The sequence below is a fragment of the Delftia deserti genome (assembly GCF_042653485.1).
Classification (GTDB): domain Bacteria; phylum Pseudomonadota; class Gammaproteobacteria; order Burkholderiales; family Burkholderiaceae_C; genus Comamonas; species Comamonas acidovorans.
The window spans coordinates 841,018-863,170 of sequence record NZ_JBHSIH010000001.1; the positions used below are offsets into that span (position 1 = coordinate 841,018).

Annotated in this window: 22 protein-coding genes and 1 pseudogene; 11 read left to right on the forward strand and 12 right to left on the reverse strand. The window is 68.9% G+C overall.

The features are described 5' to 3' along the window. Window positions 1–24: 24 nt before the first annotated feature. From ACFPFG_RS04000 to ACFPFG_RS04010, 3 genes and pseudogenes are all read left to right on the forward strand, one after another. Window positions 25–1,035, forward strand: coding sequence for a tripartite tricarboxylate transporter substrate binding protein (locus ACFPFG_RS04000; protein ID WP_183019201.1), 1,011 nt, complete (start codon window positions 25–27; stop codon window positions 1,033–1,035). A gap of 23 nt (window positions 1,036–1,058) precedes the next feature. Further along, complete coding sequence (locus ACFPFG_RS04005) at window positions 1,059–1,388, forward strand: hypothetical protein (RefSeq protein ID WP_197956585.1); 330 nt, start codon at window positions 1,059–1,061, stop codon at window positions 1,386–1,388. A 191-nt stretch (window positions 1,389–1,579) separates the two neighbouring features. Then, a pseudogene (locus tag ACFPFG_RS04010) lies at window positions 1,580–1,825 on the forward strand (amidohydrolase family protein); the annotation flags it as partial. Between the two features lie 33 nt (window positions 1,826–1,858). Here the strand turns inward: ACFPFG_RS04010 and fahA are convergent. The 3 genes from fahA to ACFPFG_RS04025 are packed head-to-tail and all read right to left on the reverse strand — an operon-like array spanning window position 1,859 to window position 5,299. Further along, a complete protein-coding gene (gene fahA / locus ACFPFG_RS04015; RefSeq protein WP_183019199.1) occupies window positions 1,859–3,187 on the reverse strand; it encodes a fumarylacetoacetase in 1,329 nt (442 codons plus the stop codon). Window positions 3,188–3,195: 8 nt separating this feature from the next. Continuing rightward, the gene (locus ACFPFG_RS04020; protein ID WP_183019198.1) at window positions 3,196–4,005 is read right to left on the reverse strand and encodes a cyclase family protein; all 810 of its coding nucleotides are present in this window, start codon (window positions 4,003–4,005) and stop codon (window positions 3,196–3,198) included. 43 nt (window positions 4,006–4,048) lie between these two features. Further along, on the reverse strand, window positions 4,049–5,299 hold the full coding sequence (locus ACFPFG_RS04025; protein WP_197956586.1) for an MFS transporter: 1,251 nt from the start codon (window positions 5,297–5,299) through the stop codon (window positions 4,049–4,051). A gap of 169 nt (window positions 5,300–5,468) precedes the next feature. Here ACFPFG_RS04025 and ACFPFG_RS04030 point away from each other — a divergent pair, with 169 nt between their 5' ends. Then, window positions 5,469–6,182: a TetR/AcrR family transcriptional regulator gene (locus tag ACFPFG_RS04030; RefSeq protein ID WP_380105173.1), complete on the forward strand. Its 714-nt coding sequence runs from the start codon at window positions 5,469–5,471 to the stop codon at window positions 6,180–6,182. Between the two features lie 79 nt (window positions 6,183–6,261). Next, window positions 6,262–6,798, forward strand: coding sequence for a hypothetical protein (locus tag ACFPFG_RS04035; protein WP_380105175.1), 537 nt, complete (start codon window positions 6,262–6,264; stop codon window positions 6,796–6,798). On the opposite strand, the gene ACFPFG_RS04040 is transcribed toward ACFPFG_RS04035, so the two are convergent. Both ACFPFG_RS04040 and ACFPFG_RS04045 read right to left on the reverse strand, forming a co-directional pair. Next, complete coding sequence (locus ACFPFG_RS04040) at window positions 6,713–7,924, reverse strand: CaiB/BaiF CoA transferase family protein (protein ID WP_380105177.1); 1,212 nt, start codon at window positions 7,922–7,924, stop codon at window positions 6,713–6,715. The two genes, ACFPFG_RS04035 and ACFPFG_RS04040, sit on opposite strands and share 86 nt — an antisense overlap. A gap of 20 nt (window positions 7,925–7,944) precedes the next feature. Then, window positions 7,945–8,808 carry an enoyl-CoA hydratase/isomerase family protein gene (locus ACFPFG_RS04045; protein ID WP_232245851.1) on the reverse strand — a complete coding sequence of 288 codons (864 nt, stop codon included), beginning with the start codon at window positions 8,806–8,808 and terminating at the stop codon, window positions 7,945–7,947. 103 nt (window positions 8,809–8,911) lie between these two features. Between ACFPFG_RS04045 and ACFPFG_RS04050 the strand changes: the two genes are divergently transcribed. Then, window positions 8,912–9,760 carry a LysR family transcriptional regulator gene (locus ACFPFG_RS04050; protein ID WP_380105180.1) on the forward strand — a complete coding sequence of 283 codons (849 nt, stop codon included), beginning with the start codon at window positions 8,912–8,914 and terminating at the stop codon, window positions 9,758–9,760. A gap of 24 nt (window positions 9,761–9,784) precedes the next feature. Here the strand turns inward: ACFPFG_RS04050 and ACFPFG_RS04055 are convergent, their stop codons facing one another. The 6 genes from ACFPFG_RS04055 to ACFPFG_RS04080 form a co-directional block, all read right to left on the reverse strand. Then, window positions 9,785–10,834, reverse strand: a complete 1,050-nt coding sequence (locus ACFPFG_RS04055) for a Bug family tripartite tricarboxylate transporter substrate binding protein (protein WP_380105182.1) — start codon at window positions 10,832–10,834, stop codon at window positions 9,785–9,787. A 12-nt stretch (window positions 10,835–10,846) separates the two neighbouring features. Beyond that, window positions 10,847–12,727 carry an acyclic terpene utilization AtuA family protein gene (locus tag ACFPFG_RS04060; RefSeq protein WP_380105184.1) on the reverse strand — a complete coding sequence of 627 codons (1,881 nt, stop codon included), beginning with the start codon at window positions 12,725–12,727 and terminating at the stop codon, window positions 10,847–10,849. Further along, window positions 12,724–14,790, reverse strand: a complete 2,067-nt coding sequence (locus tag ACFPFG_RS04065; protein WP_380105186.1) for an acetyl/propionyl/methylcrotonyl-CoA carboxylase subunit alpha — start codon at window positions 14,788–14,790, stop codon at window positions 12,724–12,726. Before ACFPFG_RS04065 ends, ACFPFG_RS04060 begins: the two co-directional genes overlap by 4 nt. Window positions 14,791–14,804: 14 nt before the next feature. Continuing rightward, complete coding sequence (locus ACFPFG_RS04070; protein WP_183019189.1) at window positions 14,805–15,971, reverse strand: acyl-CoA dehydrogenase family protein; 1,167 nt, start codon at window positions 15,969–15,971, stop codon at window positions 14,805–14,807. 103 nt (window positions 15,972–16,074) lie between these two features. Beyond that, window positions 16,075–17,685 (reverse strand): acyl-CoA carboxylase subunit beta, encoded by a 1,611-nt coding sequence (locus ACFPFG_RS04075; RefSeq protein WP_380105188.1) that lies wholly within the window; start codon window positions 17,683–17,685, stop codon window positions 16,075–16,077. Between the two features lie 120 nt (window positions 17,686–17,805). Then, on the reverse strand, window positions 17,806–18,375 hold the full coding sequence (locus ACFPFG_RS04080; protein WP_183019187.1) for a helix-turn-helix domain-containing protein: 570 nt from the start codon (window positions 18,373–18,375) through the stop codon (window positions 17,806–17,808). Between the two features lie 14 nt (window positions 18,376–18,389). Between ACFPFG_RS04080 and ACFPFG_RS04085 the strand changes: the two genes are divergently transcribed. The 5 genes from ACFPFG_RS04085 to ACFPFG_RS04105 all read left to right on the forward strand — a co-directional run bounded on the left by ACFPFG_RS04085 (window position 18,390) and on the right by ACFPFG_RS04105 (window position 21,147). Next, window positions 18,390–19,301: a DMT family transporter gene (locus ACFPFG_RS04085; protein WP_312377451.1), complete on the forward strand. Its 912-nt coding sequence runs from the start codon at window positions 18,390–18,392 to the stop codon at window positions 19,299–19,301. Window positions 19,302–19,451: 150 nt separating this feature from the next. Continuing rightward, a complete protein-coding gene (locus ACFPFG_RS04090) occupies window positions 19,452–20,183 on the forward strand; it encodes a type 1 glutamine amidotransferase (protein ID WP_197956594.1) in 732 nt (243 codons plus the stop codon). A gap of 25 nt (window positions 20,184–20,208) precedes the next feature. Beyond that, window positions 20,209–20,406 (forward strand): class II D-tagatose-bisphosphate aldolase non-catalytic subunit, encoded by a 198-nt coding sequence (locus ACFPFG_RS04095; protein ID WP_380105191.1) that lies wholly within the window; start codon window positions 20,209–20,211, stop codon window positions 20,404–20,406. A 96-nt stretch (window positions 20,407–20,502) separates the two neighbouring features. Further along, window positions 20,503–20,733 (forward strand): ribbon-helix-helix domain-containing protein, encoded by a 231-nt coding sequence (locus tag ACFPFG_RS04100; protein ID WP_380105193.1) that lies wholly within the window; start codon window positions 20,503–20,505, stop codon window positions 20,731–20,733. A gap of 9 nt (window positions 20,734–20,742) precedes the next feature. Then, window positions 20,743–21,147: a type II toxin-antitoxin system VapC family toxin gene (locus tag ACFPFG_RS04105; RefSeq protein WP_374618155.1), complete on the forward strand. Its 405-nt coding sequence runs from the start codon at window positions 20,743–20,745 to the stop codon at window positions 21,145–21,147. An 18-nt stretch (window positions 21,148–21,165) separates the two neighbouring features. On the opposite strand, the gene ACFPFG_RS04110 is transcribed toward ACFPFG_RS04105, so the two are convergent. Continuing rightward, the gene (locus tag ACFPFG_RS04110; RefSeq protein ID WP_183019358.1) at window positions 21,166–22,083 is read right to left on the reverse strand and encodes a LysR family transcriptional regulator; all 918 of its coding nucleotides are present in this window, start codon (window positions 22,081–22,083) and stop codon (window positions 21,166–21,168) included. Window positions 22,084–22,153 lie beyond the last annotated feature (70 nt).

Below are 22,153 nucleotides of genomic sequence, written 5' to 3' on the forward strand. Positions count from 1 at the left end.
GACAAGAACCCCAAGGAGACAGACATGCCATTCCCCACACGCCGCCGCGCACTGCGCTGCGGTCTGGCCGCCGCATTGGCGCCTGCACTGCACCCGGCCCTGGTCCACGCCCAGGAACGCACGCAGGACCGCATCGCCAGCTACCCCACGGACAACGTGCGCATGGTCGTGCCCTATGCGGCCGGCGGCGCCACCGACATCGTGGCCCGCGCCGTGGCCGAGAAGCTGCATGCGCGCTGGAGCAAACCCGTGGTCATAGACAACCGCCCCGGCGCCGGCACCACGCTGGCCGCGGCCCAGGTGGCGCGCGGCCCGGGCGACGGGCATCTGCTGTACATGACCACCTCGGCCCACACCATCAGCTCCACCCTCTACAAGAAGCTGGACTACGACCCGCTCAAGGATTTTGCGGCGCTGAGCCTGATCGCCAAGGTGCCCCTGGTGCTGGTGGTGCGCCCGGACCTGGGCGTCGGCGACCTGGCCGGCTTCATCCGCCATGCGCAGGCCCAACCGGACAAGGCCAGCTTTGCCTCGCCCGGCAATGGCACGGCCCAGCATCTGGCCGGCGAAATGTTCAACACGGCCACGCGGTCGCGCCTGGTCCATGTGCCCTACAAGGGCGACGCCCCGGCCATCACCGACCTCATGGGCGGCTCGGTGGACGCCATGTTCGCCACCCTCACCGTGGTGCTGCCGCATATCGCCTCGGGCCGGCTCAAGGCCATCGCCCTGGCCAACGGCCGCCGCGTGGAGAAGGTACCCGCCATTCCCACCTTTGCCGAATCGGGCCTGGCCGGATTCGAGGCCGCCACCTGGTTCGGCGTGCTCGCGCCGGCCTCGCTGGCACCGCCACTGCGCGAACGCATCGCCCAGGACCTGCGCGCCGTGGTCGGCCAGCCCGAGCTGCGCGCACGGCTGATCGACCTGGGCGGCGAAGTCGTGTCCAGCACGCCGGCCGAGTTCGATGCCTTCATGCAGGCCGAAACCCGCAAATGGCAGGACATCGTCAGGCAGTCGGGCGCCGCCATCGGCTGACGGGCCACCGGGAACAACACGCCATGGACACGCCTGACACGCATCTGCTGAACCAGCGCTTTGCGCACATCGCACCGGCCGTCAATGCCGACGCCCACCTGGTCCACCGTGGCCGCACGCTGACGGGCGCGCTGCTCGTCGAGATCGGCGACACACCCCATCTGCTGCGCCTGGAAGCTGGCCGCATCGCCGCCGTGCAGCGCCGCTTTCCGCTGTTCCAGGAGCGGCTGCTCACCATCTGCGGCAGCGCCCGCGCCTGGCAGGCGCTGTGGCAGCCCGTGCCCGAGCCCGGCTGGCACGACCTGTTCGCGCTGACCAAGCGCGGCGAGATGCAGGTGGAAGGCCAGCCATGAACGCATGCATCGAACCCATCGTCGGTCGATACGTCCATGTGGACATCCTCGGCCAGTCGCACCGCATCCACTTCGAGGAAAGCGGCCAGGGCGCGCCCCTGCTATGCCTGCACACCGCCGGCGCCGACGCGCGCCTGTTCCGCCACCTGATGTGCGACGAGGAGATCACGCGGCGCTTTCGCGTCATCGCCTTCGACCTGCGCCACCAGCCACCCAACTCCCTGGAACTGGCCATGGCCTGGGGACCGTACATCCGCGCCTGCATCGACCTCTCCGGCCCAGAACGCTGCATGTTCGAAAGCGACTTCCCCGTGGACAAGGGAACCTGCAGCTACCAGGTGCTGTGGAATGCCTTCAAGCGCATTGCGACGGGCATGTCGCCGGACGAGAAGGCCCTGCTGTTCAGCGGGACGGCGGCGAGGGTGTACCGGCTCGAACAAGCCGTTCCTGTGCCAGCGTCCCTGCGGCAGCTATCCCTGCTCCCTCGCCGCCTGCACCGTCCCCCGGCACTCCCCGAACCCGATGCGCGCGGCTCCGGACTTCTCGCACCAGCCGCGCAGCAGCACCGTGTCGCCATCGTGCAGGAAGCCGCGCTGCTCTCCACCGCCGATGTCCACGGGGCTTTGCGCGCCCCGGGCCAGCTCGATCATGGCGCCCGCCTCGCCAGGGCCTGGGCCCGAAATCGTGCCGCTGCCTATCAGGTCGCCCGGCTGCAGGTTGCAGCCGCCCGCCGTGTGGTGGGCCACCATCTGGGCCATGCTCCAGTATTGGTGGCGAAAGCTGGTGCCGGACAGCCGGGCCGGCCCTCGGCCCCGGGCGCGCGCCTGCTCGCTGTGAATCCACACCTCTAGCTGGATGTCCAGCGCGCCGGCCGCACGGTTGCCTGCCGACTCCAGGTAGGCCAGCGGCTGCGGATCTCCGGCAGGCCGTGTCCAGGCCGTGCGAAAGGGCGCCAGTGCATCCAGCGTCACAATCCAGGGCGACACGGTGGTGGCGAAGTTCTTGGCGTGGAAAGGCCCCAGCGGCGCCATCTCCCAGACCTGGATGTCACGCGCAGACCAGTCATTGAGCAGGCTGATGCCGAATACATGCTGCTCGGCCTGCGCCAGCGGGATGGGCCGGCCCTGCGCGTTGCCCTGCCCTATCCAGAATCCCAGCTCCAGCTCATAGTCCATGCGTGCGCAAGGCTGGAACACCGGGGTGGAGCCGCCAGGCGGCAGGAACTGGCCCATGGGGCGGTGGAAACGCTGGCCGCTGACGCCGATGGAGGACACCCGGCCATGGTAGGCCTGGGGCAGCCAGCGGAAGTTGGCGGGCACGTCCGCATCGGGATACATGATGCGCATGCAGTTGAGCGCATGGTCCAGCGAGGTGTAGAAGTCCGTGTAGTCGCCTATGCGCGCGGGCAGCGTGTACTCGGCATCGGCCTGGGGCACGAGGCAGCGGCGTACCTGTTCAACGCGCGCGGCCCCGGCCTGTTCGTGGAGCAGGCCGAACAGCGCATGCCGCAGCGCACGCCAGGCCTGCGGCCCGAGCGCGAGGAAGTCGTTGAGGGCCGGCTGCGCCGCCGCGCCCAGCGCCTGCCCCGCCAGGCCGTCCAGCACGCCCGCGGAGCCCAGCGCGGCCAAGTCCAGCACCTGGTCGCCTATGGCCACGCCGCCGCGAAAGGCCTGCCCGGTGCCCTGCGGGCGGAACACCGCGAACGGCAGGTTCTGGAGGGGAAAGTCCGTACCGGCCGCCTGGGCCGACTCCAGCCAGCTGCGCGCGCCGGCTTCATGGGTGGGGTCAAGCTCGATCATGGCACCCCTCAGGCAGTCTGCGCCTGCAGCGCCTCGTCGAAGATCGCCACGGCGCGCGTCCAGCCGGCCGAGGCGCCACGGATCTTGTGCGGAAAGCAGCTGATGTAGAAGCCGTCCGGCGGCAGCGCCTCCAGGTTGTGCAGCTTCTCTATGTGGCAGTAGCCGATGTCGCGCCCGGCCTTGTGGCCTTCCCAGATCAGGCTGGCATCGTGCGTGGCCGCGTACTTCTCGGCCGTGTGGACGAAGGGCGCGTCCCAGCTCCAGGCGTCGGTGCCTGTCAGCCGCACGCCGCGCTCCAGCAGGTACATGGTGGCCTCGTAGCCCATGCCGCAGCCGGACGAGACATAGTCATTGCCGCCATAGCGACTGCCCGCTCGGGTATTGACCACCACGATCTCCAGCGGCTGCAGTGCATGGCCTATGCGTCGCAGCTCGGCCTCGACGTCGGCGGCCGTCACCACATAGCCATCCTCGAAATGGCGGAAGTCCAGCTTCACGCCGGGCTGGAAGCACCACTGCAGCGGCACTTCGTCAATGGTGATGGCGGGCTTTTTCTTCCCCAGCGCCTTGTCCATGGTGCTGTGAAAGTGGAAGGGCGCATCGAGGTGCGTGCCGTTGTGGGTGGACAGCGTGACCTTCTCGACGGCCCAGCCCTCCCCGTCGGGCAGGTCCTGCTTGCGCAGCCCCGGGAAGAAGGGCTCGATCTGTTCGACCGTGTTCTCGTGCGTGAAGTACTGGATCTCGGGCCTGAAGGCCGGCGGATCGGAAACGACATCGTTCTCCAGATAGATGGACAGGTCTACAAAGCGGCGTGGCACGGTGGGGTCTCCTCGGGTTGGAATAAAAGAAAAGGTCTGGAACTCAACGCGCGGGCAAGGCTGTGGTTACGGCCACGGCGCCGTCGCGCGGCAGCAGGGCCACCACCACGGCGGCCACCAGGAACAGGCCGCCGCACAGCGCAATCCCCATGGCAAAGCCCAGGCTGGCCGAAAGCGAACCCAGCGCCAGCGGCGCAAAAGCGGAAATGCCGCGCCCCACGTTGAAGCAAAAGCCCGTGCCCGTGGCGCGCAACTGCGTGGGAAACAGCTCGGCGAAATACGAGCCCATCAGCCCCGCAAAGGCCATGAAGAAGGCGAACGCCGGGCCCAGCCACAGCAGGACCGTGTGGTCCGTGGCCTGGATGTACAGCGGCAACGCCAGCCCCGTGCCCACCAGCGACAGGATCACGGCCCGCTGCTTGCCGATGCGGTCGGCGATCAGGCCGAAGGCGTTGTAGCCCACGAACATGCCCACGTTGAGCAAGGCCATGAAGCGCGCCATGGTGCCCACGTCCAGGCCGCGTTCCTTGACCAGGAAGGTGGGCAGCCAGGTGCTGGCGCCCCAGTAGGCCGCAAGCGCCAGGGCCGACGTCAGCGTGCCCAGCACCGTGACGCGCAGCAGGTCCGGGGCGAACAGCGCCGCAAGCCCCGGCGCGGCGGCGCCCGACGCACCAGCGGTGGCCAGGCCGTGACCGCCGCGCTGCCTGCGCTGCTCCAGCCAGGCCTGGGACTCGGGAACGCGCAGCCAGACATAGGCGATGGCGATCAGCACCGCCGCGCCGCAGACGAAGAACAGCACGCGCCAGCCATGCGCGGGCAGCACATAGGCCGCGGCTGTCGCCGCCAGTGCCGCGCCCACCGAGAACGAGCTGAGCACGAAGGACGTGGCCCGGCCGCGCTGGTGCGCGGGCCAGGTCTCGTTCACATGGGCGGCCGCCGTGCTCCAGACGCTGCCCAGGCCCAGGCCCGCCAGGAAACGCAGCACCAGAATCTGGCGCCAGTCCGTGGCGGCTGCGATGGCCATGGTCAGCAGGCCGAAGCTGGCCAGCGAAAGCAGCAGCGCCTTGCGGCGGCCCAGGGCATCGGCCACCGGCCCCATCACCACGCCGCTCAGCCCTATGCCCAGCAGCGTCGCCGTCACCAGCAGCCCCGCCTGCGTGGGCCCGATCTGCAGCGAGGCCGTGATGGAGGGCATGGCAATGGCCAGGATGATGATGTCCACGGCATCGAACATGTAGCTGAGGAAATAGCCGATCAGCACACGCCACTTCAGGGCGCTGGATGAAGAGTTCACGGTCTTGTCTCCCGATGAGGTAGTGGCTTGTTTGTGCAAACTGTACGATCGTACAGTCAGTTTTTTCATAGGGACAACCATGAGCCTCTGCCACGCATGCTCAAGTCGGGCGCCGTCAGGCCCGCATGCTCCCGTTTCCCTACAATCGCGCCTGCACCAAGGAAGACGCATGCAAGGCAGATCGACGCCGAAGACGAGAAAAGCCCCGGAGCCCCTGCAAAGCGGCACCTCCGTGAGCAAGCGCGAACGCATACTGGACGCGGCCGAGCGCCTGTTCGCCGAAGGCGGTTTCGACGGTGTGTCCATGCGGAACATCGCCGCGGCGGCCGGGGTCGGACTGCCGCTGATCGTCTACCACTTTGAAACCAAGCAGAACCTGTACCGCGCCCTGTTCGACCGCTACAAGGCCGTGCTGGATGCCCGCCTGGCCGCGCTGCGCCAGCCCCTGGCGCCCGGTGGGGACCCGCTGGTGCACATCGTGCGCGCCTTTGTGCTGCCCGTCATGCAGGCCCAGGGCAGCGAGGCCGGGCTGGCCTACGCCAGGCTGATCGCGCGCGAAACCTCCGATCCGCGTGAGGCCGATCGCGGTATCGTGCAGGACTACTTCGACCCGTTCGGCATGGAGTTCATACGCGCCATAGAACAGGCCCTGCCCCGACAGAACCACGACTACGCGCACTGGGCCTATCTGTTCGCCGTGGGCGCCCTGGTCATGAGCGTCTTCGATCGGCGCATTGAACGCCTGTCGGCCGGCACCATCCGCGCGGGTGACATAGAGCACAAGGCCGAATACCTGGTGACCTTCATCGTGGCCGGCATCCGGGCGGGAAGCCTCAATCCGGACACAGGCACAACACTGCCGTGTTCTGGAGGAAGCCACTGAATTGGCCGGCATGCGCCCATCCTCCCGACGGCAGCCGCTGCCACCACCTGAACAGCCTCCAGCGCGCCTTTGGCAACGCATGGCATGTGGAGCCTTCATTGCCGCCCTTGCCTGCGGCATGGGCGCGGCCATGGTGCGCCATCCGTTCGGCACAGTCGTGGTGATCACGGTGGTGGCTGGTTTCGCGGCCTGGACGAGCAGCCGCCACAAGACCAGGCTGCAGGCCATTGCCGCAATGCGTGAGGGAGAGTCGATCTGCGGCTTTGCGCGCTCCTTTGACCTGCGCAGCACGGACCCACTGGTGGTGCGCGCCGTCCATGAACAGATCCAGCATGAACTGCGTGGCAGCCGAGCGGGCTTTCCCGTACGCGCATCGGACCGGCTCGGCAAGGAACTGGAAATCGACGACGACACCCTCGACATGGAGCTTGTCCCCGCCATCGCCCGCCGCACGGGCCGCTGCCTGGATGACACCCAGACCAACCCCTGCTACGGGCGTGTCCATACCGTTTCGGATCTTGTGCAATTTTTCAACCACCAGCCGGAGCGGCTGCAGGGCCTGCCGACTGCCGCAGCACCCCGCTGTCCAGCAACTGGCCGATCTGCCCGGCCGTGAACCCGGCCTCCGCCAGCACCTGCACACTGCTCTTGCCTATTTCCTGGGGCCGCAGGCGGTAGCTGGCCGGGGTGCGGTCCAGCTTGACCGGTGAGGCCACGGAACGGAAGCCGTCCACCTCCGCCACCATGCCGCGATGGGCGGTGTGGGGATGGTCCAGGGCCTCGACCACGTTGTGGATCACGCCGCAGGGCACGCCCGTGGCGACCAGCTTCTCGAACAGCGCCTGCGCATCGAAGCGGGCAAAGGCGGCCTCCAGGTCGCGCTTGAGTTCGAAGCGGTGCACGGCCCGCTGTGCATTGGTGGCATAGCGTGGTTCGCTGGACAGGTGGCCATGGCCCACGGCTTCGCACAGGCGCTGGAACTGGCCGTTGTTGCCCACGGCCAGGTAGATGGGGTCGGTGGCCGTGGCGTAGGTGTCGTAGGGCGCGATGTTGGGATGGCCGTTGCCCGATCGCTGGGGTGCACGGCCCGTGAACAAGGTGTTGATGGAGTGCGGGTACAGCGAGAAGATGGCGCTGTCGTACAGGGCCGATTCCACCGACTGGCCCAGGCCGCTGCGCTCGCGCTCGTGCAGCGCCATCAGGATGCCGATGACGGCGTTCAGGCCCGTGGTCACGTCCACGATGGGCACGCCCATGCGCGTGGCCACGCCATCGGGGTCTCCATTGATGCTCATGAGGCCGCTGAGCGCCTGCACGGCCGCGTCGTAGCCTGGCAGGCCGCCCAGCGGGCCGGTGGCGCCGAAGCCTGTCACGCGGCAGTGGACCAGGCGCGGAAAGCGGTCCTTGAGCACCTGCGCGTAGCCCATGCCCCAGCGCTCCAGCGTGCCGACCTTGAAGTTTTCGATCAGCACGTCTGCGTCTTCCAGCAGCCGCATCACGACTTCGCGCCCTTCGGCCCGCGACAGGTCCAGGCAGACCGTGCGCTTGTTGCGGTTGATGCCCGCGAAGTAGGAGGCCATGCCGGCCGCGTCGAAGGGCGGGCCCCAGGTCCGCGTCTCGTCGCCGTCGGGGCCTTCGATCTTGAGCACGTCGGCACCGTGGTCGCCGAGGATCTGCGCGCACAGCGGCCCGCCGAGCACGCGTGAGAGATCGATCACCTTGAGTCCGTCCATGGCAGCCATCGCAAGTCTCCTTGAGTGTTTCAAATGCCCAGGTTCAAGCCAGCAGCCTGGTTCCAGCTGGCCGGCCGGCGCTCGCGTGCGGCAGCCACGCCTTCGGGCGCTTCCGAGCGCATCTGCCGTGCAAACAGGTCGGCGGCCGCGTCCAGGTAGCCTTGCAGCGCCTCGCTGGCCGGCAGCGGCGCCACGGGCAGCCCGCCCAGCAGGCGTTTGGTGGCGGCCGAAGCCTGGGGCGCGGTGGCCACGATGGAGCGCAACACGCGCCGGACCAGGGGCATGAGTTCCTGCGGCGATTCGGCCAGGTAGTCGAGCAGGCCGATGCGATGGGCCTCGGCGGCATCGATGCGCTCTGCCGTCAGCACCAGGCGGCGCGCCGCCTGCAGGCCCAGGCGCGCGGCCACGAAGGGCAGGATCTGCCCGGGCACCAGGCCGATGGACGCCTCGGGAAAACCGAACCGGGCCAGTGGCGAGCCTATCGCGATGTCCACCGCACAGGCCAGGCCCGCGCCACCGCCCATGGCCGGCCCCTGCACACAGGCCATGGTGACCTGGGGCACGCGGGACAGCTCGGTGAGGAAGTCCCCGTAGCGGCGATTGCCGGCCGCGATGGGGTCGCGGCCATCGCGTCCTGCCGGCGCGTCCAGCCGGTCCTGGAGATTGCCCAGGTTGCCTCCGGCACTGAAGGCCGTCCCGGCGGCCGTGAACACGATGGCGCGCACGCCTGGCGCCTGCGAGGCTTCGCGCACGGCCTGGGACAGCGCCTGCACCGTGTCCGCGCCCAGCGGGTTGCGGGCCTCGGCCCGGTTCAGGTGGATGGTGCAGACAGGCCCGTCTATGGTGCGGAGCACGCAGGCGGGCGCGGCCTGGTCTAGGATGGCGTCGGACATGGTTTCCTCCGATGGAATGCGGCGTTCAGACAAGAAAGAAGGCCTTTGAAGGCCGGCAAGGAGACAAGGTGCACCCGACCACATGGCAGGGAGCGGCCACGCGATGACGGCCCGCAACCTCGACATCAGCCTGCTGCGCACCTTCGTGGCCGTGGCGGAGCGCGAGAGCTTCACCAATGCCGCCGAGAAGGTCTACCGCACCCAGGCAGCGGTCTCGCAGCAGATGCAAAAACTGGAAGCCCTGCTGGGCTGCGCGCTGTTCGAGCGCGTGGGCCGGCGCAAGCGCCTCACGACCGAGGGCGCGCGGCTGCTGGAATACGCGCGGCGCATGGTCAGCCTCAACGACGAGGCCTACCGCGCCATCACCGAGGAGACCTTCTCCCACCCGGTGCGCATAGGCGTCTGCGCCGACGCGCTGGACGCCCTGCTGCCCGCCTACCTGGAGCTGTGCGCCGAGAACTTTCCCAAGCTCAGCATCGACATCCAGGTGGGGCGCAGCCGCTGGCTGGCCTCGGCGCTGCGCCGGGGCGACGTGGACCTGCTGGTGGACATTGCCGCCCATGCGGGCTTCGAGCAGCTGGTGCTGCGTACCTCGCCCGTGGCCTGGATCGCGGGTGCGCGCTACCACCACCAGGCCGGCAGCTCCGTGCCGCTGATCCTCATGGACAACGCCTGCCCGTTTCGCAGCAGCATGGTGCAGTCCCTGGACGAGGCCGGCATCGGCTGGCATGCGGCCTTCCAGACTTCCACCCTGGCCGGTGTGCGTGCCGCCGTGCGTGCGGGCCTGGGCATCACGGCCCGCACGGTGGAGATGCTGGCCCCCGACGTGCGCGTGCTCGACCCCCAGGTCCGCCTGCCCGCCCTCGCCCCCATGCGGTTTCACCTTTACTGGCGCGCCGACGCGCTGGACGACAGTGCAAGAAAGGTGCTTCATCTGATCGCTCCGCGTTGAGTCGCCATGGCGCATTGCCCCGGCTCAGGGGGCCGTCATGCCCGCCTCGGTGATGATCCGCCCCCACAGCCGGGTATCGCGCTCCTGCAGGAAGAGCAGGTGCTCGGGCGACACGGGCGTGGGCACCAGTCCCTTGCCGACCAGGAAGTCCTTGCCCGCCGCGCCGGACAGGGCCTCGCCCACCCATTGCGACAGCAGGACCGAGACGGCGGGCGGCGTGGCGGCCCTGGCGCTCCAGACGGCGATCCAGGAACTCACGTCGAAGTCGGGGTAGCCCAGCTCGGCCACGGTGGGCACATCGGGCAGGCTGGGTATGCGCTGGGCGCTGGACAGGGCCAACGCATGCACCGTGCCGGCCTTGACCTGGGGCAGCGCCGTGAGCATGTCGCAGAAGTAGTAGTCGAATTGCCCGCCGATCAGGTCCGTCATGGCCTGGGCGCTGCTTTTGTAGGGCACGTTGACGGCATTGATCCGGGTGAGCTGCTTGAAGCGCTCGCCCGCGATGCGCCCGCCCACATTGGCGCTGGCAAAGGACAGCTGCGTTCCCTCCCTGCGCGCCCAGGCCAGGAAGTCGGTCGCCGTGGCCTGGGCGATGCGCCGGGGGTTGACCAGCATGGCATAGGGCGTGGTCGCCATGGTGGCCAGCGGCGTGAAATCGCCCTGCGGGCTATAGCCCAGCTTGCGGTAGATGGTGGCGTTGGCCGCATGCGTGGACGATCCCGACACCAGCAGGTTGTAGGCATCGCCGGGCGCGCGCAGCACATACTCGGCGGCGATGTTGCCGTCCGCGCCGGGCCGGTTCTCCACGATGGCGGGCTTGCCGCCGCGCTGGGCGATGGCCTCGCCCACATAGCGCGCAATGCTGTCCGAGGCGCCACCCGCTCCGTAGGCGACGACGATGCGCACGGGCTTGTCCAGCCGGCTGCCCTGCGCCAGGGCCAGCGGTGGCAGCGCGGCCACCAGGCCCGCGGCACAGCCGCCCCGCAGCCAGGCGCGGCGGGACCAGGGCATGGGCATGGGCCTGAACGTGCTCGGGCCGCAGCCCTCTGGGGTTTCCAGTTCCTGCGTCTGCATGATCGATCTCCTTCACAGTGATGCGCCGGGCGCGCGGGCGGCCACGGGCGGGCCCTGGGGAGCCAGGGCCCGCGGGCAGTCGATTTCCATGTCGAGCAGCATCTGGGCATAGCACTTGCCCAGCGGATCGGAGCGCAGGCTGCAGGAGCCGCCGCCGCCCAGCGCCTGGCGCAGCACGAAGTTCAATGCGCCCAGGCCAGGCAGTTCGTAGCGCGTGACCGGCCCGCTGGCCAGGTGGGCGAAGTAGGCCTGCACGCGATCGGCGCTGGCCTGTTCGCGCAGCACGGGCAGCCATTGCGGTGCACGCGCCATGAGGCCGATGTTGGCGTCGTCCCCCTTGTCGCCGCTGCGGCCATGGGCGATCCAGCCCAGCGGCACACGCACGGTGTCCTCGTCGGACGGCATCGCGGCGGGAGCCTCCGCCACGGCGGCCTCATCAGCGATGGCTGACGCCGCCCCATCCGCCGTAACTGGGACCGGGACCGGGACCGGGACCGGCAAGGCATCGGCCGCCGCCTGGCATTGCACGGCCACGGCCGCCTTGGGCAGCAGGAAGGAGGCGGTGCGGATCACGCTCTGCACCTCGGACCGGCCGCCGAAGTGGCTGCGCGTGCCCGGCCCCATGGAGGTACCGGCCGAGGAGGCTTCCTTTTGCAAAAAGCCCAGCGCGCGCCGGTCCGCATGCCGCGCGGCAATGCGCAGCACGATCTCGCGGCTGTCGGCCACGCGGCGGTGGGGGCCGTACATGGACTCGGCGCCCAGCAGTTCCACCAGCGTTTCGCCATAGTCGGCAAAGCCCGCCGCACGCATCTGCACACGGGTGCGCGCCAGCAGCGCCTGGGCCGTGCGGCGGGCCTTGTCCATGGCGCGCTGGCCACGGATGGCCATCATGATGGCGATCTGCCAGCCCTGCTGGTAGGTGGCCGTGACCTTGTAGCCCGGCCCTGGCGCGCGCCCCCGTGCACCGCCGACGCGCACGCGCCCGCCCTCGCCGCCATGGCCAGCCAGGTCCTCGATGCGCACCTGCGAGAAGTCGCAGACCACGTCGGGCAGCGCATAGGCGCAGGGATCGCCTATCTCGTAGAGCAGTTGCTCGCCCACGGTCTGGCGCGTGACCAGGCCACCGCGCCCTGCGGGCTGGAACAGCTCGAAGCCGCCATCGGCCTGCATGCGCACCAGCGGATAGCCGATGTCGGCCCAGTCGGGCACGGACTCCCAGTCGGTGAACAGGCCGCCCGTGGCCTGGGCGCCGCATTCGACCAGGTGGCCGGCCAGGCTGGCCTGGGCCAGGCGGTCGTAGTCGTCCATGCGCCAGCCGAACTCGTGGATGGCAATGCCCAGCAGCGCCGCACTGTCCACGCAGCGGCCCGTGACCACGATGTCGGCGCCGCCGTCAAGCGCACGGGCAATGGGCCCGGCGCCCAGATAGGCGTTGGCCGACATCAGCGGCGGCAGCTGCGCGGGCAGCGGCTCCTGCAGCCAGGGCTCGAAGTCCGGCTGGCGTTCCAGCACATCGTCGCCCGTGACGATGGCGACCTTGACCTGCACGCCCTGCTCGCGCGCCAGCGCCAGGATGGCATCGCGGCAGCCTGCGGGATGCAGCCCCCCCGCATTGGAGACCAGGCGCACGCCCTGGTCGCGGATGGCCCTCAGATGCGGACCGACCGCCGCCGTCACGAAGTCGGTGGCATAGCCCAGTTCGGGCGAGCGCAGCCGTGCGCGCTGCAGGACGGACATGGTGGTCTCGGCCAGGTAGTCGAACACCAGGTACTGCAGGCCCGGCTGCTGCAAAAGCTGGGGCACGGCCATCTGGGAGTCGCCCCAGAAACCCGATGCACCGCCGATGAGCACCGTGTGCTGCGCGGGCCGGTCCGGGAGGATGGAGGGGTTCATGACAGCTCCTTGTCTTCATCGGCACGCACTTGCAGCAGCACCTGGCCCGCGGCCAGCTGCATGCCCGGGCGCACGCCCAGCGCCGCGATGCGGCCCGCGCCGGGCGCGGCCAGCGGCATTTCCATCTTCATGGACTCGATCACCAGCAGGGTGTCGCCCCGCTCCACCCGCTGGCCCTCGTCCACCAGCACGGCGATGACACGGCCGCTCATGGGCGCGCGCACCTGCCCTCCTCCGCCCGCACTGCCGTGGCCGGCCTCGAAGCGCAGCAGGCGCTCGAACACGAAGCTGTCCGCACCGTCCTGTACCCAGAGCTGCCCGCTGGCGTCCTGGTGGCAGTGCAGCGGCCGGTACAGGCCGTCGACCTCCAGCCCCAGCAGGCCCGTCCGGGGCTCCCAGCGCAGATGGCCCAGTTGCCAGCAAGCGGAGACAGAAGCGGCCGCAGGCGCAGGATCGGTGGCACCACGCGCCATGGGCGGCGGGCCATCCTCACAGGCCAGCTGCAGCCCGCCCCCGGCGTGGCTCAGCGTGTAGCCCTGCGCCGGGGATGGCGATGCCGGGTGGCTGGCATCGCGCAGCCACAGCGACCGGCCCGGCAACCGGTCCGTGATCCGGCCTGTGATCCGGCCCGCAGCGATGGCGCCTGCCGCCGGGCTGATGCCGCCGCCCAGCAGCAGCGCGGCCGCCGCGCGCGCATGGGGCGAGGGTGTGCGCCGCCAGGGGTCCTGCCCCAGGTCCTGGCACCCCAGGAAGTCCGTGGTCACCTCGCCTGCGGCGAACTGCGGATGCGCCAGGCAGCGGCGCAGAAAGCCCAGGTTGCTGCGCACGCCCAGCAGCGCCGTGCGTTCGCAGGCCTGGCGCAGGCTGGCCAGGCAGGCCTCGCGGCTGTCGCCCCAGGCCATGAGCTTGGCCACCATGGAGTCATAGAAAGGCCCGATTTCGGTGCCATCTTCCAGGCAGGTGTCGGCACGCACCTCGGGCGGCGCGCGCCACAGGCCCACCGTGCCGACCTGGGGCAGATAGCCCTGCCAGGGATCCTCGGCACACAGGCGCAGCTCGATGGCATGGCCGCGCAGGCGCACGTCCTGCTGTGCCAGCGCCAGCGGCTGGCCTTGGGCGATGCGGATCTGCTGCTCCACCAGGTCCAGCCCCGTGACCAGCTCGGTCACGCCATGCTCCACCTGCAGGCGCGTGTTCATCTCCATGAAGTAAAAGCGCCGCTGCGCGTCCAGCAGGAACTCCAGCGTGCCCGCACCCGTATAGCCGATGGCCTCGCAGGCCTTGCGCGCCACCTCGCCCATGGCCTGGCGCAGGGCCTCGTCCACGGCGGGCGACGGGGCTTCCTCGATCAGCTTCTGGAAGCGCCGCTGGGTCGAGCAGTCGCGCTCGCCCAGGTGCAGGCAGCGGCCATGCTCGTCGCACAGCACCTGCACTTCGATATGGCGGCCGTTCTCTATGGCGCGCTCCAGGATGATCTCGTCCGAGCCGAAGGCGCTGGCCGCCTCCGACCGCGCCTGGCGCAGCAGCGCCTCCAGTTCATCTTCGCGGCGCACCACGCGCATGCCCCGGCCACCACCGCCCGCCGCAGCCTTCAGGATCACGGGATAGCCGATGCGCCGCGCGGCCTCCAGCACCTGGCGCGCATCGCCATGGGCCGCCGCCCCGGGCACCGTGGGCACGCCTGCGGCCTCCATCGCCTGCTTGGCCCGGGCCTTGTTGCCCATCAGGTCGATCACGCCCGGCGAAGGCCCCACGAACACCAGCCCCGCATCGGCCACGGCCTGCGCGAAGTCCGCGTTCTCGGACAGGAAGCCATAGCCCGGATGGATGGCCTGGGCGCCCGCGCGCCGGCAGGCCGCGATCAGCGCCGCGCCGTCGCGGTAGCTCTGGTCGGCAGGCGCAGGGCCTATGTGCACGGCCAGGTCGGCAAAGCGCACATGGGGGCTGTATGCATCGGCATCGGAATACACGGCCACGCAGCGCAGGCCGATGCGCCGCGCCGTGCGCATGATGCGCAGTGCGATCTCTCCACGGTTGGCGATCAGCAGGGTGTCGAAGCGCATGGCTGGCTCCCCGCTCAATCCGCACGCCGGGGCAAGGTGCCCATGTGCTTGCAGATGATGGTCAGCATGATTTCATCGGCGCCGCCGCCGATGGAGATCAGCCGCAGGTCGCGCCAGGCGCGCGAGACGCTGTTGTCCCAGGTGAAGCCCATGCCGCCCCAGTACTGCAGGCAGGAGTCCGTGACCTCGCGGCACAGGCGCCCGGCCTTGAGCTTGGCCATGGAGGCCAGTTGCGTCATGTCGCCGCCGCCCATGTGGACCTGGGCCGCGCGATAGATCAGCGAGCGCAGCAGTTCCACCTCGGTCCTGAGTTCGGCCAGCCGGAAGTGCACGGACTGGTTGTCGAGGATGGAGCGCCCGAAGGCCTGCCGCTGGCGCGTGTACTCGATGGTGTCGTCGATCACCTTGTCCAGCGCCGTCACGCGCCGCGTGGCACCGCTCAGGCGTTCTTCCTGGAACTGGCGCATCTGGTAGGTGAAGCCCTTGCCCTCCTCGCCGATGCGGTAGCGCTGGGGCACGCGCACATCGTCGAAGAAGACCTGGGCCGTGTCCGAGGCCCACATGCCCACCTTGCGGATCTTCTGCATGCTGATGCCGGGGCGCAGCCTGCCGTTCTCGCGCAGCGGCACGCAGATCAGCGACTTGTTGCGGTGCACATCGCCTTCGCTGGTATTGGCCAGCAGGCACATCCAGTCGGCCTGGGTGGCGTTGGTGATCCACATCTTGGAGCCGTTGATGACATAGTCGTCCCCGTCCTTGCGCGCCGTGGTCTTGAGCGAGGCCACGTCCGAGCCCGCGCCCGACTCGGACACGCCCAGGCAGACCACCATGTCGCCCGCCACCGTGGGCTTGAGAAATTGCTGGCGCAGTTCGTCCGATCCGAAGTGCGTGAGCGCGGGCGTGGCCATGTCCGTCTGCACCGCAATGGCCATGCCCACGCCGCCGCTGCTGATGCCGCCTATGGCCTCGCAGAACGCGATCTCGTAGCTGTAGTCCAGCCCCATGCCGCCATATTCCACGGGCTTGTTCACGCCCAGCAAGCCCGCCGCGCCCAGCTTCTTGAACACCTCGTGGGCGGGGAAGATCTCGGCCGCCTCCCATTCCTCGACATGGGGCTCTATCTCCCTGGCGATCAGCCTGCGCACGCTGTCCTGCAGGGCGATATGGTCGGAAGTCATCATGCTGTGCTCTCCTTGGTGGGCTGTGAACTTGCGAAGCCGGGCCCGCGCGGCATGGGCGCCGCGCCACCGGGCAGGAAGGGATGGCAGGGCCGCCCTCAGCGCTCTAAAGGCGGGCCACGCCGAACTGCACGGGATGCAGGTCGCGCTGCCGCGCGCCGGCCGCGGTGGCCAGCGCCATGGCCAGCCAGGCGCGTGTCTCGCGCGGGTCGATCACCCCGTCGTCCAGCAGCAGGCTGCTGGTGTGGATGGCGCCCGACTGCGAGTCGAAGGCATGGACGATGTCCCGGTCCTGGGCATCCAGCGCCTGCGTATCGGGCTCGGCGCCCGCGCGCCGTGCGGCGGCCTCGGCCACCATGCGCATGGTCATGGCCGCCTGCTCGCCGCCCATCACGGCCGTGCGCGCGTTGGGCCAGGAAAACAGCAGGTCGGGCCGGAAGGCGCGCCCGCACATGCCGTAGTTGCCCGCTCCATAGGAGGCGCCGCACATCACCGTGAAGCGCGGCACGGGCGCATTCGACAAGGCCTGGATCAGCTTGGCGCCATGCTTGATCATTCCGGCCTCCTCATGGCCGCGCCCCACCATGAAGCCCGTGATGTTCTGCAGGAAGACCAGGGGCCGGCCCAGCTGGGCGCACAGCTGTATGAACTGCGCGGCCTTGTTGGCGCCGTCGCTGTCCAGCGGGCCGTTGTTGGTGAGCAGGCCCAGCTCGCGCCCTTCGATGGCCGCGTAGCCGCAGACCGTCTGGGCGCCGAAGGCCTCCTTGAAGGCATGGAAGTCCGAGCCGTCCACCAGCCGCGCGATGACCTCGCGCATGTCCACCGGCGTGCGCGTGTCGGCCGGCATGATCTGCAGCAGCTCCTCGGCATCGTGGCGCGGTGCCCGCCAGGCGGGGGCCGGCGCATCGGTCCAGCCTATGCGCGCCATGATCTCGCGCACCCGCATGATGCCGTCCAGGTCGTTGTCGGCCAGGTAATCGGCCAGGCCCGAGGTGGCGGCATGCATGTCGGCGCCGCCCAGTTCCTCGTCGCCGGCCTCCTCGCCCGTGGCGGCCTTGAGCAGCGAGGGCCCTGCCAGGTAGGCGCGGGCCTGGCCGCGCACCATGACCACATAGTCGGACAGCCCCGGCAGGTAGGCGCCGCCAGCCGCCGAGGAGCCATGGATCAGCGACACCACGGGCAGCCCTGCCGCCGACAGCCGCGCCAGGTTGTAGAACATGCCGCCGCCCACCAGGAAGCGCTCCACCCGGTACTTGCGAAGATTGCCGCCCGCGCTCTCCACCAGCTGGATCAGCGGAAGCTTTTGCGCCAGCGCGATCTCCTGCGCCCGCATGAGCTTCTGCCCCGTGAGCGACTGCATGGCGCCGGCGCTGATGCCCGCATCATTGACGGCCACCATGCAGCGCACGCCCGAGACATGGCCTATGCCCGTGATCAAGGCGCTGCCGGGCACGCTGGTGGCGGGGTCCGGGTCCTCCAGGCTGCAGTAGCCGGCCAGGGACATCAGTTCATGGAAAGGCCTGTCGGCATCAAGCAGGTGCGCCAGCCGCTCGCGCGGCAGCAGCTTGCCACGGGCATGGAACTGCCGCGCCGCGCGCGCCGAACGCTGCACGGCGCGCTGCTCCAGCTGCCGCACCTCGTCCAGGCGCTCCTGCATATGGCGGCGGTTGCGCTGCGCTGCGTCTTCCAGCCCGGGGGGCTGCACTTTGGCATCCATGGCTTGTCTCCATTGCTCTGCTTATGGATGGCCATGATGTCAGAGGCTTGCGCGCAGTTCCAACAACAAGTTCAGGGCTGCAAGGATAAGAAACTCTTATGGATCGGACTCCCTGCCCACTCAGGAGATCACATTGCGGATGAAGCGCGTCACGCCTTCGTGCAGGTTCACATAGGCGTAGTCCTGGGCACTGCCGTAGATGGCGTAGTCGCCGGCCTCGATGGTCATGGGGCCTTCGCTCAGGTCCACCAGCAGGCGGCCCTCGATCACCACGATCATCTCGTGCCAGCCTTCGGGATCGGGTTCGGCCTGGTAGCGTTCGCCGGGGCCCAGGGACCATGACCACAGTTGGGCCTCGCGCGTAGCGGGCACACTGCCCAGCAGCATGGCCTGGCTTTCGGGCCGGCTGCCGCGCCAGGCCATGGCGTCCATGCGCAGGCGCTGCGCGGCCGGGTCGCTGACGATTTCGATGAAGCTGGCGCCCAGCGCGTCGGCCAGCCGGTCCAGGCTGGACAGGCTGATATTGGTGTCTCCCCCTTCCAGCTGCACGACCATGCGCCGGCTCAGGCCCGCGGCCTCGGCCAGGGCCGCCTGGCTCAGGCCTGCACGCTGGCGCAGGCGGCGCAGGTTTTCGCTGACGAAAGCCAGGACATCGGAGCGCTCGCCAGCGCTGTGCAATATACTTCTCATATGATGTGCGCAATATGTTGCACACATCATCTTCTCACAGTTCGCGCACGCCGCTGTTGAGCCGGCAGGAGCTGGCCCTGATCGCCGTCACCATGGTCTGGGGCGGCACCTTTCTCGTGGTCCACCTGGCCATGCAGTACAGCGGGCCGCTGTTCTTTGTGGGCCTGCGCTTTGTCACGGCGGGTTTGATCGGGCTGCTGGTGTTCCGCAAGGCCATGGCCGGGCTCACGCGCACCGAACTGGTGGCAGGCATCGCCATCGGCGCCAGCATCTTCCTGGGCTATGGCCTGCAGACCTTCGGGCTGCAGACCATCAGCAGCAGCAAGTCGGCATTCCTGACGGCGCTGTATGTGCCGTTGGTGCCGCTGCTGCAATGGCTGGTCATGGGCAAGCCACCGCGCCTGATGAGCTGGATAGGCATCGGGCTGGCCTTCACGGGACTCATGCTGGTGGCGGGGCCGGAGTCCGGCGGCATGGAGTTGAACGTGGGCGAGATGGCAACCATGCTGAGCACGCTGGCGATTGCGGCCGAGGTGCTGCTGATCGGGCATTTCGCGGGCAAGGTCGATGCGCGGCGCGTGACCACGGTGCAGTTGCTGGCGGCCGGCACCATGGCGCTGCTGGCCATGCCCGTGGCTGGCGAGTCGGTGCCTGATTTCTCGTGGGTCTGGCTGACGGCCGCCGTGGCCATGGCCTGCGCCAGCATCCTGATCCAGCTGACCATGAACTGGGCCCAGAAATCCCTGTCGCCCACACGCGCCACCGTGATCTATGCCAGCGAGCCGGTCTGGGCCGGCATCGTGGGACGCATGGCCGGCGACCGGCTGCCGGGGCTGGCGATTCTGGGGGCCGCGCTGATCGTGGGCGGGGTGCTGGTCAGCGAGCTGAAATGGACCCGGCGCAAGGCTGGCGCATCCACCGCTTGAGAGGGACGATGGCGGCATCCGTGGTGTTGCCCGGTGCGGCCTTGATGCCGTCTTGATGGGCATCCCGGCAAACTCAACCCGCCCTTGAGACGGCCGTTCCTACAGTGAAGGTCTCGCAACCACAGGGCCTGCCAGAGGCAGCCCCATACCATGAGACCTGTCGCCATCCTCCAGCACGAATCCGCCCAGGGCCCCGGCGTTCTGCGTGAACACCTGGAGCAGCAGTGCATCCCCTACCGCCTGCTGCAACCGGCTCTCGACGGCAAGGCCCCTTTGCATGCCGCCGACTACAGCGGCATCGTGGTGCTGGGCAGCAACCATTGCGTGAACGAGGGCCTGCCGTGGATGGAGGATGAACAAGCCCTGCTGGTCGATGCGCTGCGCAGCGACATCCCCGTGCTCGGCCACTGCTTTGGCGCACAGATGCTGGCGCGTGCCATGGGCGCCAGGGTCTGGCGCAACCCCTGCCCCAACATTGGCTGGAGCCGCATCTGGGTGACGGCCGCCGCGCAGCAGATCATGGATCTGCCGCGCGAGGCCACGATTTTTCATTGGCACTACGACACCTTCGAGATCCCGCGCGGCGCCGTGCGCACCATGTACGGCAGCCATTGCCTGAACAAGGGTTTTCGACATGGCCGGCACTGGGCCTTCCAGGGCCATATGGAGGTGACCGCCGCCAGCGTGGCTGCCTGGTGCACCGAAGGCCATGACGAGCTGCTGCGCGCACGCGGCCCCGCGGCGCAGACCGAGAGCGAGATCCTGCGTCACCTGGACCTGCGCATTCCCGTGCTGAACGCCCTGGCCCACCGGACCTACCGGGCCTGGACGGCGCAGCTTCAGCGGCCCGTGGTCGTGGCCCTGGGCGCGGCCAGCCGGTAGCCTCTCCGAACCAGCCGACCCCACGGTGAACGCCGCCGTGGCGCGGCTGCCGGACGACCTGTCCACCTGCACCCTGCCCGAGAACATGCTCAGCCAGTTCCTCCCAGCCCAATACCAGGCCGTGCGCGCCGGGCGGCTGGCCCCCTCGCCCCACGCGCTGGTGCTGGACCGCGTGCGCGAGGCGATCAGGCCGTATGCGGCGGCCTGTGGGGGTGTTGTGTGATGCGCCAGCCTCGTAGGGGAACTGGGTCTTGAACTGGGCAATTATGTTTGCACATATACTTTTTGAACCCGTTCCCCCGCTCAAGGAGTAACTGCCATGCCGCAAATCACACTCTATTTGGACGACACCACCCAAGCTCTGGTGGAAGAGGCGGCCAGAGCCAATGGCATGTCCAAGAGCCGCTGGGTCGCCGAGATCATTCGCAAGTACGCAGCGCATGAATGGCCTCAGGATTGCATTGAGCTGGCAGGTCGCTTCGCCGATTTCCCTCTTGCGAACGAACATAACGCTCCAGTTGCCGCCGATGTGCCTCGAGTCGGCTATTGACATGCGGCCATGCTGATCCTCGACAGCAACACCATCAGCTATTACTTTCGCGGAGACCCGCAGGTAGTGCTTCGCCTGCAGGCTTTGCGCCCCACCGACATCGGCGTACCGGCCATCGTGGAGTACGAGCTGCGTTATGGACTGCAACGCTTGCCGCCAGCCGCCTCCGCGCCTCGTCTTGAGGCATTGGTGCAACTCCTGCGCCCCATGCAGTTGCTGGCATTCGACAGCGAATGCGCGACTCATGCCGCCCGCATACGCGCAGCGCTGGAGGCCAAGGGCACGCCGATAGGACCGCATGACACCTTGATCGCAGCAACTGCATTGCGCCATCAGGCAGCGCTGGTCACCCGCAATATCCGGGAGTTTTCTCGTGTGCCCGACTTGCAGTGCTTGAACTGGCACATGGATTGATCCTCGCCCACCACAGCCTCACAGCAGCCCCGCCTCCCCCCTGATCAAATCCCAAACGCTCTGCGCCACGGGCGACAGCTCGCGCTGGCGGCGGCGCACCAGCATGATGTCGCGCTGCACGCGCGGCAGCAGGGGGCGGCTTGCGAGGGCGTCGGGGGTGGTGGCGCCACTCGCGGGAGTTCGCCATTCCTGGGGCACGGCCAGTTCCGGCACCACGCTCAGGCCCAGGCCGGCCTGGAGCATGCAGAAGATGGTGGTGGTGTGGCCGACTTCCTGGACCACGGCGGCCTCGGCGTCGTGGGCCTGCAGCGCGGCGTCGATCAGGCGGCGGCTGCCGGAGGCGTGGTCCAGCAGCACCAGCGGCTGGCCGGCCAGGTCGCTCCAGGCCACCTGGCGCTTGCGGGCCAGCCGGTGCGTGGCCGGGCAGACCAGGCAAAAGGGCTCGCTGAGTATGGTTTCGCAGTGCAGGTCGTCGCGGCCCTGCGGGTCGATGACCACGCCGAAGTCCACCTCGCCGCTGCGCACGCTTTGCAGCACATCGCTCTGGATGCGGTCCAGCAGCAGCAGCTCGATGCCCGGCGCCTGCTCGCGGCAGCGCGCAATGCAGCGCGGCATCAGGTGGGCCGACAGCGTGGGGCTGCTGGCCACGCGCACCTTGCCCAGTCGCTGAGTGGCCAGGCCGCTGACTTCGAGCAGGCATTCATCCAGCGCGTCCAGCACGCGCGTGGCATGGCCCTGCAGCAGGCGGCCGGCGTCGGTCAGTTCCACCTCGCGCGTGGTGCGGTGCAAAAGCTGCACGCCCAGGGCCTGCTCCAGCTCGGTGACGTTGCGGCTGACGGCGGGCTGGGTCAGCGCCATCAGCTCGCCCGCGCGGCTGAAGTTGCGGCTTTCCGCCACGGCCAGGAAGGCGCGCAGCTGGCGCAGGCTGATATTCATACGGAAAAATTATAAAACCATCAGATAAATCCATTTCTCTTTTCAATAGCCGTGTCGTCCAATCGGGGCC